We start from the raw sequence: 13,366 nt of genomic DNA on the forward strand, positions 1-13,366 counted from the left end.
CCGACCTGTAGGAGCCCGCTTGCGGGCGATACGATGGCGGCCATACCGCTGAATCCGCGTCGGCCCGATGATTCGCCCGCAAGCACAGCCCGCTGCCACGGTATGCAGCTGCTGGCGCAACGGGCCAGTCGAATGGAGGCCCAGCCCCCTCTGGTGTCAGCGGGCTTTTGCCATGACACTGAAGCGAAGCCTCCAGATATCCGCAGTGTGAACCCCCAGGGAGATGGCGAAATGAGCACCCGTATCGAGATCAAGAGCAACCCCGGAGAGGACGAGCGCTCGGCGATTCTCCGGCCCTTGCGGGCATACAACCTGGCCCAGGCGGGTGACCCGAAGCCGGAGGCGATCGCCTTGCTGGTTCGCGACGAACGCAGCGATGAGGTGATTGGCGGGCTCTATGGCGAGATTTTCTATCGCTGGTTATTCATCGAGTTGCTCGCCATCCCGGAGCAAACGCGAGGGCAGGGCACTGGTTCACGGCTGATGAACATGGCCGAGGAGGTGGCGCGCGAGAAAGGTTGCGTGGGCATCTGGCTCGACACCTTCAGCTTTCAGGCCCCCGCCTTCTACGAGAAGCATGGCTACAGCCAGTTCGGTGAACTGGATGTTTATCCGGCAGGGCACAAACGTCTATTTTTCCAGAAGCGTTTGCTGTGAGGTTCGTTGGAACGGGCTCACTTTGGCTGGCGCATGAGGCATTAATGGGAGCTGCCAGCAAGCTCACTTCTGCCTCAACACCAACGTCGTCCCAGGCCCCGGCACATGGATTTCGGATGCGCTGATCACCTCGATGGGTTCGCCGGTTCCAGGAAACAGTACGGCGTCGCCTTGCACCTTGGCGAAGGTCATCACCGAGCCCACGAAGTCATAAGCCGCTGAGCCCTTGAACTCGTAATTCTTGATATGAGCCTTCTTGGTGATGATCTGGTTCTCGCCAAATTCGAAGCTGATGGTCATCGGGTAGCCGTCCTGCTCGGCGGTGCCGGTGTACAGCCCGCGCGGCAGTTGCTCGGGGGTTGGCTTGGCCTTGTAGGTGTCGACGATTTCCAGCTTGGCCGGGCTCACCGTTGGCGGTTTGCTGCGGAACGCGTCCATCGATTTCTTGTGTTCGTAGGGCACGTAGATCGTCACGTAAGCACCCCAGGCAATGAGCGCGATGACCATCAGGCTGAACAGGTGGCCGGATCCGCGCTGTAACGTCTTCATCGTATTCTTCTCTGGTTGCGGTGGTAACCGGTGCCTTTCATGGGAGCCATTCCATCACTCCCACCCGCTGCACCCTATGCGCCTGGCGCGTTGATAATCCGCCCAGGCGTCCGAGATCATCACGTCCCTTTCGGCCTTGTCATCCCAGCCCTTTTCGTCTCGCTGCGCGATCATCAACAGCAGCCAGTCGTAGTGCGCACGGCGCACGTTACATTCTATTTTTGCCTCGGTTACGCTCGTTGGCATTGGCTTGTAGATGAGGCTCTTTTCGTACTCGGAGAACGGGCCGAATGCCGAGCACGCAGGCAGTGCGAGAACGAACGCGACCAATGGTACGCGGTACATCGGCTTCCAGATTGCTGACATGCCTATCCCTCCATGGCGGGAGCTCCAGTCTCCCCTTACCGATGCACTAGGATATCAAGCGGCTTCACTCGTTGCAGAGTCAGCATGGCGCCTTCCGTTTGCACGCGCCGGGTACGGGGCTGTACGTCGAGTCAGAAGGGCGAGTTGCTTGGACCCTCTACACGAGGCGGCCCCAGAAAGAGCCGCTTCCGGGCCCAGCCAAGAGGTTCAGGAATGACAAGAACGACAAGCCATCTCCTCAAGTCAGTGAGGGTAAATCAATGCTGCTTGATGACGTTTTCGTGACGCATGGATAGCTCCGGGCTCGCGAGTGGTCTACTGGTCGCGAGAGCATGCCAGGCATGGTCGGTTCCGATGCCTGTCGGTCCAGCCACTCATGTGAGCACTACGGAGGATGGGATATGAGCGAAAAACTAAGGGTCTTGTTCGTCTGCGTCGCCAACGATGCACGTTCCCCCATGGCCGAAGCGTTGTTGCGCCACCTGGACAGCGAACACTTCGAGGCGCATAGCGCCGGAACCCAGCCGGGGCAACTCGACCCTCGGGTCATCACCACCCTGGCGCACGCCGGAGTCAGCCCCGAAGGGCTGCGCAGCAAGTCGATGGACGAGTTCGCAGGCCAGCACTTCGATTATCTGATCGACCTGTGCGACAAGTCCTCCGACGAACCTCTGCTTTTGCCATCCTCCAGAGAAGCACTGGTGTGGAATTTCGCCGATCCCACTGCCGATGAACACGATGACGCCTTCCGCCATACCTTCCAGGAAATCAGCGAACGCGTACGCATGTTCACCCTGGTGAAGAACAAGGTCGTGAACGTATAGCAGGAGCATGGCCAAGTCCGCCGCTCCTCTGGCTGAAAAGAACGCGCTCGAGTGCTACCCGGCAAGTAGCCGCTCCATCTGCTTTGGAGCACTCTGGAAGTTCGATTTTGCGGGGACTTACAACGCCGATGATCCGTAGTGCATTGCCCAATGATGCCAAGGCCATTGCCAGCGTTCACATCAGAAGCTGGCAGCAGGCTTATGCCGAGTTGCTGCCGAGCGAGTATCTGGGCTCGCGCAATCGAGACTGGGCGCGAGAACATTCTGGTCGCCGAGCTCGATGAGCAAGTGGTTGGCTGGATTTCAGTCGGAGCCAGTCGAGATAGCGATGCGGTGGCCGGGGTCACTGGTGAGGTCTTGGCCATCTATGTAGTGGCCGAACAGTGGGGTTCAGGCGTCGGCCTGGCATTGTGGGAGGCGGGGCTGCAGCGTCTGGCAGACCACGGCTATCGCCAACTGACACTCTGGGTCTTGGCGGCCAATGCCAGGGCCAGGCGTTTTTACCGCAAGGCCGGTTGGGTGGCGCAAGCGCAGCATGCGCGTAGCCTCGAGCGCGGCGGTGTGAAACTGGAGGAGATTCGATACGGATGGCCAGTAAGGAGATGCAACCCATGAACGACCGGAACGTACGAATCGTTGCGCAACATACCCTCTCGGATAACTGGTACCTGCTCCAGAAGATCGAGTTCGAGCAGCAGCGGCGGGATGGCAGTTGGCAAGCGCAGACCCGCGAAGTCTATGACCGGGGCAACGGCGCCACGATCGGGCTCTACAACCTGGCGAAACGCACGGTCATCCTCACCCGGCAATTTCGCATCCCGGCATACGTCAACGATCATGACGGTTACCTGATCGAAGCGGCTGCGGGCCTGCTGGACAACGCCAGCCCCGAAGAGCGAATCCGCCTGGAGGCCGAAGAAGAAACCGGTTATCGGGTCAAGGCGGTGCGCAAGGTGTGCGAGGCGTTCATGAGCCCCGGCTCGGTCACCGAGCGCGTGCATTTCTTCGTCGGCGAATATCAGCCTGAGGACCGGGTCAGCGACGGTGGTGGCCTGGCCGCTGAAGGCGAGGATATCGAGGTGCTGGAGCTGCCTTTCGACCTGGCGCTGGAGATGGTCGACGACGGACGGATCATGGACGGCAAGACCATCATCCTTCTGCAGTACCTCAAGCGACTCATGCCATCCTCCGGCCCCCGGATGATTCTGGTCGCCGGCCCCTACCGTTCTGGCACCGATGACGACCCCGCGCTGCTGGCCGCCAACCTGCAGGCCATGCACATGGCTGCCGGGGCGCTCCTGCAGGCGGGCCATTTTCCGCTCATTGCCGAATGGGTGGCGTTACCTCTGGTCCAGCTCGCGGGTTCGCGCAACATTGGCGATCAGCTGTTCCAGGCCCATTTTCACGAGTATGCCAAGACGCTTCTGCAGCGTTGTGACGCCGTATTGCGCATCGGCGGCGCGTCGCAAGGGGCGGACCTGATGGTCGAGCTGGCTCAGCAGCGAGGGCTGGCGATCTACCGCGACCTGAGCGAGATCCCCGCTTGGCACAAGCCGTAGGCCAGTGCTGACAGCGTTAGCCCGGCCACGCCGCGCTACGCCGACACGATCGGTAGATGAACCGTGAACACGGCGCCGCCTCCAGCGGCGTCGTTGACCGTGATGCGGCCCCGGTGAGCGCGCACGATCTCCTGCACCAGATGCAGCCCGAGGCCGTGGCCGGGAACATCGGTCTTGCCACGGTAGAAGGGGTGGAAGATGTGCTCGCGGTCCTCGCTCGCCACGCCCTTGCCCTGGTCGGCGACCGCCACGGTTCCGCGTGGCGCCACGGTGATGCTGATGGTGCCCGTGCCTTCACCATGGATGAGCGCGTTCTGCACCAGGTTGGTGATCACGCGGCTCAGTGCGCTGGCCTGGCCGAGCACCCACACGGGCTGGTCGGGCGCATTCAGTACCAGGTCATCGCAGCGGGAGAGGGCCACCGGCGCGATGTCCGAGACCAGGTCGCGGGTCAGGGCCACGAGGTCGACGCGCACGAATTCGACCTGGGGAGACTGCAGCCGCTGCAGGTCCAGCAACTGTTCGGCGACGGTGGCCAGGCGGCTCAGGTCGATGAGCAGCACCGGTTTCAGTGGGTGTGAAGGCATGCCGTCGATACGCGCCATCAGCACGGCGATGGGCATGCGCAACTCATGGGCCGCGTCCCGCAGGAAGCGATCGCGGGCGTGATAGGCCTTGCTCAGGCGCTCCATGGCGGCATTGAAGGCACTGACCAGCGGGCGGATTTCCCTAGGCACGGAATCCTCTGTCAGGTGCGCATCCGGGGTGGAGATATCCAGCGCCGAGGCTTCCTTGGTCACCCGCCGTACACCGCGGGTCGCATGCAGCACGACGATGGGGGTGGCGAGCAGGGTGAACAGAATCAACGGCGTCAGGAAGTACGGGCTGAGCAAGCCGGTCGCCTGCAGAATCAGGCTCTTGAAGTCGGACATCGCCACGCCGCCGACCATGATGTGCACCTGCTGGTCCTGAATCGGCTTGACCTCGATACGCATCGTCAGCTCGTTCTGCTCCGGCAGCGCACGCATCTGCGAGACGCCCAGCAAGGGCAGGCTGCGTTCCAGCGCCTGATACGCCGACGGCACGTCACCCAACTGCTGACGATGGCCGTTGGCGTCGCGAATCACCACCCAGAGCTGCGGGTTGTCCGCCTGCAAACTGCGCAGCTCATCGGTGCGTTCGAACGCCAGGCCATCGGGCTGCACGGCAATGGCACTCACCAGCGTGTCGATGACCGAGTCGCTCATGAAGGTAAAGCGGTCGTCGATGATGTAGTACAGGGTGCCCGCGATCGAGGTCACCAGTACCACCACCTGCATGAGGCACAGCGACCACAGCAGGCGGCCGATGAGCGAGGGGCTGTGCAGCGCTTTCATTGGCCTTCCTTGAGCAGATAGCCGACACCACGAATCACCGCGATCTCGACCCCGGCCTCCGCCTCTTTCAACGCGCGCCGAAGCTTCGAGACATGCGCATCGAGGGCATTCGACTGGATCTCGTCCGCCAGGCCGTAGACCGCTTCATGGAGGTTTTCTCGCAGCACGGTCCGCCCCTGGCGATAGATCAGGGCTTCCAGAATCAGCAACTGGCGCCGCGGCAGGTGAAGCGGCTGGCCATCGACGATGGCCTCACCAGCGGTGAAGTCGAAGGACAGCGCGCCAAGGGTGGCGGTAGGCAGAATGACCGTGGCCGGGCGCCGCGCGATCGCGCGTATGCGGGCCAGGAGTTCGTCGGCGGCAACGGGTTTGACCACGTAATCGTCCGCCCCGCCATTGAGGCCATCGACCCGCTCCGCGACCTCCCCGCGGGCGGTCAGCAGCACGATGGGCAGGGCAGGCGTCAGGCGCCGGGCCGTGGCGATGAAATCGAGGCCATCGCCATCCGGCAGACCACGGTCGAGGAGCAACAGATCGTGCACGTGCAGGCGCAAGGTCGACGCCGCTGCGGCGAGCGAATGGACCATGTCCACGATCAAGCCATGCCGCCCCAGCGCTGCCTGAAGGGCCTGGGCCATAGGTAAGTCATCTTCGACCAGAAGGATTCGCAAAGTCGCTGCACCGCGCCGTTTCACCGAAGCGCCACATAGTAGCGGAGCGCAAAAGTTTGCGACGCAATGTTCAGGCAATGTTCGACGGTGACTATGCCAGGACAACTGCTCCCAGGGACCGGGATTTCATGCGTCGCAGCGGCTTTCTCTGCCTAGCCGGTGCACAGGTCCTGCCGGGACATGTACTACCTGCAGACCTTTGCCAGCAGAGCACCGCTATTGGCGAACCCAGCTCGCGCAGTAGCTGCCCGCAATCGTTAGGTAGGACTGATCATGAGTAGAACGCTTGTGGTATTCGGTGCGCAGAACAGCGCAGGTGCCTTGGCCGCTCGCCAGTACGGCAACGACGGCTACGACGTGGTGCTGGTGGCCGACGATGCACAGTGCGTGCGCGCGCTGACGACCGTACTGGAAAGCGAAGGCATCTCGACACGGACCTTCACCGGCGACGTCTCCAGCCCCGAGCACGCTAAGGCGATGATCAGGTCCATCCGCAGCACCGTCGGCCCCATCGACGCGGTGTACTACGGCCTCGACCCGCTCAATACGGCGGACTACACCGCCGCCCTGAACCCGGCCAGCGTCATCGAGGCATGCGCGCTCACCTACCTGAGCATGACTGCAGTGGTCGACGAAGTGCTGCCGGAAATGCGCTCGCGCAAGTCGGGCGCCATCCTCGTCGAGCACAACGGCACCGAAGCCGCCGCGCAACCCACTCCCGGTGACGACGACCCAGCGACCGCCGCCTGCAGCTACCTGCAAGGCCTGCAACAGGAGCTGGCGTGCGACGGCGTACATATCGGCATGCTCAGCATCGGCTCGCTGTTCTGCCGGCATAACGTGGGGTTCTTGCAGCGGAGCAGCGGCCCTTTCAGCAAGGCCTGACCCGCTAGCCTTGCGACCGCCCCGCTGCCTTCTCCACCGAAGGTATCAGCGCCGGCATGTCCCGCCATTTGACCCAGGCCTCGTTCCGCCAGTGCAGCAGGCTCACGGACAGCCCTGCCCACTGCAGTGAACTCAGGCTGGGCGCTTGCTCGGGCGTGGGTGCGCAGGTCGCCCGCAGCGTGGGGATCACTTCATGGGTGAGCCAGCGGCGCAGGTTCTGGTTCTCGGGAATGTGGTGATAGACCATCAGCGCATACATGCCGGATTCGCTGACCATCAGCGTGGGCCGGACATTGCCGTGATGATTGAGGCTGATGATGCGGTGCTGGTCGTCATCGAGCTTGCGGATGAGCCGTTCGTTGAGGTGGCAGCCCATCAGGCGGCCGAGATCGACGACGCTGAACCATGCCTGGGAATCGAGCATCAGGGCGTGCAGGAAACGGTTATGACGGGTGAAACGGAGGGATTCGAAGTGTTCGTTCATCTTGGCGTGGCCCCTGGTAGCGATACGCCGCTTCCTGAAACCAATCAGTAGGGACGCATCAGATTTGAACCGCGCTAGCGGCTGATGTTTCTTCCACTAGCCAGGACGCCAATCCTGTATCGCTGTTTCCAGCGACAACCCAACCTTACTGTCTGAATCCGTATCGAGCAAGAGCAATCATGTGTCTGGCCCGCGGGTGTAAGCGAAGCGGTCTATGCTCGAAAATGACAGCTGCCAGCACTACCTATCCTTCAAGATTTTCAGCCTCGGGCCGATGCACTGATACCTACTTTGGAGTCCTTGTCGTGTTCAACTCTCGCCTCAAACAAATCAACAGTGAGCTGGAAGCTCGCTTAGCGATGCAGGAGGAGGTAAGGGAGAACCTCGAAAAGGAAATGATCATCATCCAGCTCAGCGGCGATGGCCGTATCGAGCGTGTCAACGACCTGTTCCAGAGCGAACTCGGCTATCGGGCCGGGGAAGTCGAGGGGCAGTACCTGACCCAACTGTCGCCCTCGGATCTGGCGCGGGACCCGCACCAGTTGCGCGCCCTGTCGGCGATCAAGGAACGCCGTCACTTCAACGGCGCCCTGCGTTTGCTGGGCAAGGATGGCCAGCACGTATGGCTGCGCTCGGTGGTCATCCCCATGAGCGATCATCTGACGGGCGCCAAGCAGATGGTCATCCACTCCAGCAACCTGACGCGCACCATCGAGGCGTCGCTGGAGAACGAGAGCCTGGTCAAGGCGCTGCTGCGCTCGACCGCTGTGATCGAGTTCAATCTGGACGGCACCGTCATCACCGCCAACGACTCCTTCCTGCGCGGCATGGGCTACAACCTGTCGCAGGTGGTCGGCAAGCACCACAGCATCTTCTGCACCGCCGAAGAAAGTGCCTCGGACGCCTATCGCCAGTTCTGGGAACGCCTGCGCCGTGGTGAGTTCGTCGTCGCCCGTTTCCGCCGTATCGACAGCGGCGGCCGGGATGTCTGGCTGGAGGCGTCTTACAACCCCATCACCGACATCCACGGCAAGCTCTACAAGGTGGTGAAGTTCGCCACCGTGATCACCGAGCAGGTGAACCTGGAAAAAGCCGTCGCCGACGCCGCCAACCTGGCCTACAGCACCTCGCTGCAAACCGACACCAGCGCCAGCAAGGGCCGTGAAGTGATCCGTAACACGGTCGAAGTGCTGCACCGTTTGGCCAACTCGATGGAGAACGCCACCCAGGGCATCCAGGCGCTGGATCAGCAGGGCCAGATGATCGAAGCCATCGTCAAAGCCATCAGCGGCATTGCCGATCAGACCAACCTGCTGGCACTCAACGCCGCGATCGAAGCGGCGCGTGCAGGCGAGCAGGGCCGTGGTTTCGCCGTGGTGGCCGATGAAGTCCGCCAACTCGCCTCACGGACCTCCAAAGCCACTCAGGAAATCGTCGGCGTGGTGCAGCAAAACCAGGAACTCGCCTCCAACGCCGTCGACGTGATCAACCGCAGCCGCGAACTGGCCGGCGAAGCACTGACACTGGCCAACGCGTCCGACACCGTGATTCAGGATATCCAGAAAGACGCGGAGTGCGTCGTCGCCGCCGTAAGCCAGTTCTCCAGCCAGGTCGCGAACTGATGTGAAGCGCTCGGTGAGGTGCCCTGCGGGTGCCTTATCGGGTGCTTCTGATTGAACCCGTTAAGCTTGGCAATACCGAACCCAACCTTGAATCACTCGCTCTCGATGACATCTCTTGGGCGCTGCATAAGCAGCCGCCAGAAGCGACAAGGCCCCACATTTCTGCGAGGCCTTGTGTTGTATGGTGCGGCACCAGGAGTCGAACATTTTTATCTGTATAATTTTAATGGATTATCTATGTTCTTTTAAATATCTTATCCCTTTGAGTATCCTTTATCCCTGCGCTGTTAGAATATGGTCAGCCTACCTGGTTTTCAGTTACGTCTAACCATATATTAATAACTCACCGATTTTGAAAATTGTGGCGTATTTAAACGGGAGAAAATAGAATAGTGGCCAAGGAGTACAGTAAGCCATGCATACTTATTGTCTTTGTTTTTCTACGCTTTTCCGTTCACTTTCTGCCATATCCCGTAGATGTCCGGATCTAGGCGCCGTCTATCGTTACCGCGCACAATGCGGAAGAGGTCTTTTGCCTCTAAACCCTTAAAAAAGCCTACTATATCAGTAGTACGTCTCCTGCCCTCATTATTCGAACTGTAGGCTGCGGCAATTCTAGTTGCGTCCACTCGTTCTAGGCCAAGCCCCATCACAAGTTGTAAAGCATCAAAGTTAGGAACACCTTCGGCAGCTAGAACAGATAGGTCTCGAACACCACCTTGAATTTTTATTTTCCGACGCTTTGCCTCGTAGGATAATAATTCGGCTACGCCATATAAAGCCCATGGCAGTAGATATTGAACTTTTGAATAAATTATGCGGACTAGCTCGCCAAGATTTTTATTCTTTTGGCGGTCTCGTATTGATGTTAATGGCTGGCCTTCGATCCAGATGCAAGAAACAAAGGATGTCACTCCGCCAAGTTTCTCTCCCTCAAATTCAGACATGAATTTTGAAACTGGGCCTAATAAGTAACTCAGAGCGTCGAATTTGTAAATATGGCCGCCAACTACTATCTGACCAAACTTCTCAAGACGCCAGTCTTCAAGAGACATTAACCACTCGTGAAGCTCAGCCTGGGCCTCAAGTGACCAGCCAATACGGGCTGCAATATTCATCAGATCAGTGTTAGAGTCAAATGCGGCCTTTAGGACTTTCTTTTGTTGTAGACTAAAATTTTCAGAGAATTTTTTTACATCCATACTAATTTGGCTGGATGCCAGCATGTTATTGGATATCTCATTGGCATCTCCAGAATTTAATTTCACAAGTCCAGCAACACTAGCGTGCGTGTAGCTCACGCGGACGAGATTTACTAATCCTCGGATTCTTTTAGCGAGAGCTGTATTTTTACCATCGATTTTTATACTTCCGAGCTTGATGTTTTCTAGATCGGACTCTTGAATTTTATCCGATTGAATGGCTTCTTTAAGCTCGGTTAAAGCGGCACCTAAAGCTGACTGAACCGGAGGTATAGAGTCTAAGCTAGTTCCAAGGTAATTTTGCAACGTAAATCCCTGTAACTTATGCTCATAACTTGTGGGCTCAAAAAGAATACAGTGTCCCTCAGAGTCAACTCCAAATCTTCCAGCTCGCCCGGCGATATTCCAGAGAGAGCGAGGAGTGATTTGGTAGTTCTTTGAAACTAATGATTCTACCAGTACGGTTGCGAATGGGAAATTAACACCTTCGGCTAAGGTTGTAGTAGCGCATACAATATCGATTTTCTTTGCGGATATTATATCTTCCAGAGATATGCGCACGCTTGGCGGAAGCTGAGCGTGGTGATACGCTACCTTTCTTCTAATATGACTTCTTAGTGATGACTCCGGGTACAGCTCTCTTTCGATTTTAGCATCTAATCTCTCGATATCCTCCTCTGTGCTAGGTTCACTATCGCTGACGACCTGAGATCTCATCTCAAAAATACGTTGAGAAAGATCTTCACACATCTTTACAGTTGTACAAAGGACTAAAGTAATTCCTGATGTCGAGAGTTTTATGGCCAGAAGAGCCAGCCTGGTTAGGCGATCATCAGACTCAGTTATTCTCAGTGGTGTTGGATCAATACCTTCGAACTTCAGAACTCCTTCGCCAGATATAAATTCAAATTTTCCCAGTCTTAGACGATTGGTTCTCCAGTCCACCTTTACGGATGATGATTTTTTACCAAGATCGAGCCAGGAGACTAAGTCGGATATGTTTGGGGTTACTGCTGAGAGCTGGATTATCCTTGCGTCCTTAGGAACTATCTGCCTAATCCGCCACAAGTAAAACTCTAATAGAATACCTCTAGAGCCCTGCTCAATATGATGTGCTTCATCCACCAAGACTAGAGCAATTTTTTTCACGAATTCGTGATCTACTCTAAGCAGTAGGTCGGCCCTTTCGGGGGTAAAGACCAGGACCTGGGCATCTGACTCCTCTGGCGTAGATAATTGCTCATGAACTGTCAGATGAGCCCCTAACTCTCTGACATTTATACCTAGCCGGCTAAGTGAGGCCGTTAAATCTCTAGAAACCTGATGGACTAGGGCGCGACTAGGAGAAATATACAGAACTTTTCTATCTGGCTGTGACTTGATAGCAGAGGCAATCAGTACTTTAGCTAACGAAGTTTTGCCTGTTCCAGTCGGTGCGGCTAGGCCGTAACTAATAACACTTTCTGCTAGAAGGCCTTTTTCAATTGCCTGTTTTTGAACTGGCCAAAACTCAAGAGGTACACCCAATGCATTGATTTGATGTCGCTCTAGATTTGAATGATTTTCTAAGATTGCTAGGCTTGAATACTTACGCCTTTGATCTAGTACCTTGGAAATTGCGATGAAGTCATCGCCGGCGAGATCTAGTCGATAACTACCCGCTTGGTTACTAAACTCTCGGAAGATAGAGTTGGTTTGGTCAGGGTTTACATTTCCAAACTGAAGGCTTTCACCTTCTTGGAAAAGAGCTTCTGCTATTGCTTTGTGTACCAGTTCATTAATGTCATCTGGCACCTCCGTTTCTGCTTGTAATACATTAGGTTTATCAGCGTCGGATTTTAAGCTTCCCCAGTAGCTTTCTCTACGTCGTAAGAAAAAATCTTGAACACGATTATCGAAAGATGAATCCTTAGCGACCTTTGCTGATGCACCCGGCAGGCCAGCTAGATCATATAATAAAGCAGCTTTTAGGAGATGTTTTCCCTGCGATATGAAATCAGCTTCATAAGCTGATTGAATTCCAAATCCTGCCTCAATATCGCCAGCAATTATACACAGCTTCTGCTCCAGCCCAGACTTGGAGTCGATCCAAGCAGGGGCACTTGCTAAAACAGCTTGGCTGAATCGTAAAAGATTACGTTTCGCTAGGGCTTGTTCACTATCGTTGTAAGACTTACCTAGTCTTTCATCCAAAATTTTGCGTTGGAGTCCTGAGTAACCGGAAGCAAACCATTCTGCTTCCATGCAAGGGCTTAGTTCATCTGCTTCAAACATAGTATTAGCCTTCCGCTATGGCATCCATGACACTCTTTCCATAATGATATGACTCACGAGCAAGCGTAGCCAGATCATCTACAACTATTGCTGAAAACTCAAATGGATATGAAATTGATGAACTCAAAATAAAGTCGTCATCTGCACTATGGACTGTCGACGAATTAACTACAGCTACCCCAAGAAAAGAGCATCTGATAGGTCCAGGAGGAATCAGGTCTCTCTTTATTTGGCGGGCTTCATTGGTGGAGAATGAGGTAGATAAATTGTCTCTGATTTTTGCGAAATCAAATCGCTCATCTTCCTTGGCGTATCCATCTATCGATTCAAGCATTTGCTTGAGAATGCCATGCCTATGCCCTGAGAATTTGGTTTTTTCAGTTGGAAGTATGCTGCTTTTGGCTTCTACTAATAAATATTCAAATTCAGTACCATCTGTTTTGACAAAAAAACCATCCATTTTATGAACATTAGTATTTTCAGATGATGTCAGGGTAAGCTTACTGTATAGTTTTCTATATCCGAGGACTTCCTCTAGATAAACAGATGATAATATTTCTGCGCAATGACTGTTTTGAAATTTTGGCGAGGTAGGTGCTTGTGCAAACAGCGACCATATCATTTCCAGTGCGTCATGTTCTGCACCAAAATCTTCACCGATTTTTTCTGGAGAACGATAGTGATAGGGTAATTTTCCGCCTATGTATCTTGAAAGCTTCCTACCATTGTGGTCTGGTTTCAAAAAAGTACGCCGCCCTGATCTTACCTTTTGTATTGTCAAACACGAGGATTCAATATCAGCGCAACCATCGACATACAGATTTAGATCAATTGGCAAAATACTCTCCTTCTTGTCAGTGATATCCACCACCAATTCCAGAGTTGATGGGGTGTTTG

General features: G+C 55.8%; 11 protein-coding genes and 3 pseudogenes. 7 read left to right on the forward strand and 7 right to left on the reverse strand.

Annotation, left to right across the window (positions count from 1 at the left end):
* The first annotated feature begins 231 nt into the window (after window positions 1–231).
* Window positions 232–657, forward strand: a complete 426-nt coding sequence (locus QRN22_RS02545) for a GNAT family N-acetyltransferase (RefSeq protein WP_042556016.1) — start codon at window positions 232–234, stop codon at window positions 655–657.
* A 63-nt stretch (window positions 658–720) separates the two neighbouring features.
* Here QRN22_RS02545 and QRN22_RS02550 read toward each other — a convergent pair whose 3' ends face one another.
* Together QRN22_RS02550 and QRN22_RS02555 are read right to left on the reverse strand one after the other, a co-directional pair.
* Window positions 721–1,206 (reverse strand): hypothetical protein, encoded by a 486-nt coding sequence (locus tag QRN22_RS02550; protein ID WP_179539218.1) that lies wholly within the window; start codon window positions 1,204–1,206, stop codon window positions 721–723.
* 54 nt (window positions 1,207–1,260) lie between these two features.
* Window positions 1,261–1,572: a hypothetical protein gene (locus QRN22_RS02555; protein ID WP_042555535.1), complete on the reverse strand. Its 312-nt coding sequence runs from the start codon at window positions 1,570–1,572 to the stop codon at window positions 1,261–1,263.
* Between the two features lie 401 nt (window positions 1,573–1,973).
* On the opposite strand from QRN22_RS02555, the gene QRN22_RS02560 reads away from it, so the two are divergent.
* The 3 genes and pseudogenes from QRN22_RS02560 to QRN22_RS02570 all read left to right on the forward strand — a co-directional run bounded on the left by QRN22_RS02560 (window position 1,974) and on the right by QRN22_RS02570 (window position 3,955).
* Entirely contained in the window at window positions 1,974–2,396 is a 423-nt protein-coding gene (locus QRN22_RS02560) for an arsenate reductase ArsC (protein ID WP_042555534.1), read from the forward strand.
* A 128-nt stretch (window positions 2,397–2,524) separates the two neighbouring features.
* Window positions 2,525–3,011: pseudogene (locus QRN22_RS02565) on the forward strand (GNAT family N-acetyltransferase).
* Window positions 3,008–3,955, forward strand: a complete 948-nt coding sequence (locus QRN22_RS02570; RefSeq protein ID WP_042555533.1) for an NUDIX hydrolase — start codon at window positions 3,008–3,010, stop codon at window positions 3,953–3,955. The pseudogene QRN22_RS02565 and the gene QRN22_RS02570 overlap by 4 nt, the downstream one beginning before the upstream one ends.
* A gap of 35 nt (window positions 3,956–3,990) precedes the next feature.
* Here the strand turns inward: QRN22_RS02570 and QRN22_RS02575 are convergent, their stop codons facing one another.
* On the reverse strand, window positions 3,991–5,331 hold the full coding sequence (locus QRN22_RS02575; RefSeq protein ID WP_042555532.1) for a sensor histidine kinase: 1,341 nt from the start codon (window positions 5,329–5,331) through the stop codon (window positions 3,991–3,993).
* The gene (locus QRN22_RS02580; protein WP_269432933.1) at window positions 5,328–6,026 is read right to left on the reverse strand and encodes a response regulator; all 699 of its coding nucleotides are present in this window, start codon (window positions 6,024–6,026) and stop codon (window positions 5,328–5,330) included. Before QRN22_RS02580 ends, QRN22_RS02575 begins: the two co-directional genes overlap by 4 nt.
* 249 nt (window positions 6,027–6,275) lie before the next feature.
* On the opposite strand from QRN22_RS02580, the gene QRN22_RS02585 reads away from it, so the two are divergent.
* Window positions 6,276–6,887 (forward strand): SDR family NAD(P)-dependent oxidoreductase, encoded by a 612-nt coding sequence (locus QRN22_RS02585; RefSeq protein WP_082045861.1) that lies wholly within the window; start codon window positions 6,276–6,278, stop codon window positions 6,885–6,887.
* Between the two features lie 4 nt (window positions 6,888–6,891).
* Here QRN22_RS02585 and QRN22_RS02590 read toward each other — a convergent pair whose 3' ends face one another.
* Window positions 6,892–7,371 (reverse strand): BRO-N domain-containing protein, encoded by a 480-nt coding sequence (locus QRN22_RS02590; protein WP_042555529.1) that lies wholly within the window; start codon window positions 7,369–7,371, stop codon window positions 6,892–6,894.
* A gap of 395 nt (window positions 7,372–7,766) precedes the next feature.
* On the opposite strand from QRN22_RS02590, the pseudogene QRN22_RS26520 reads away from it, so the two are divergent.
* Window positions 7,767–8,453 (forward strand): annotated as a pseudogene (locus QRN22_RS26520) (PAS domain-containing protein); the annotation flags it as partial.
* Between the two features lie 114 nt (window positions 8,454–8,567).
* A pseudogene (locus tag QRN22_RS26525) lies at window positions 8,568–8,993 on the forward strand (methyl-accepting chemotaxis protein); the annotation flags it as partial.
* A 440-nt stretch (window positions 8,994–9,433) separates the two neighbouring features.
* Here the strand turns inward: QRN22_RS26525 and QRN22_RS02600 are convergent.
* Complete coding sequence (locus tag QRN22_RS02600; protein ID WP_082045860.1) at window positions 9,434–12,469, reverse strand: DEAD/DEAH box helicase; 3,036 nt, start codon at window positions 12,467–12,469, stop codon at window positions 9,434–9,436.
* 4 nt (window positions 12,470–12,473) lie between these two features.
* On the reverse strand, window positions 12,474–13,337 hold the full coding sequence (locus tag QRN22_RS02605; RefSeq protein WP_197077044.1) for a Hachiman antiphage defense system protein HamA: 864 nt from the start codon (window positions 13,335–13,337) through the stop codon (window positions 12,474–12,476).
* Window positions 13,338–13,366 lie beyond the last annotated feature (29 nt).

Source organism: Pseudomonas sp. MEJ086, assembly GCF_030209025.1.
GTDB classification, from domain to species: Bacteria; Pseudomonadota; Gammaproteobacteria; order Pseudomonadales; family Pseudomonadaceae; genus Aquipseudomonas; species Aquipseudomonas fulva_A.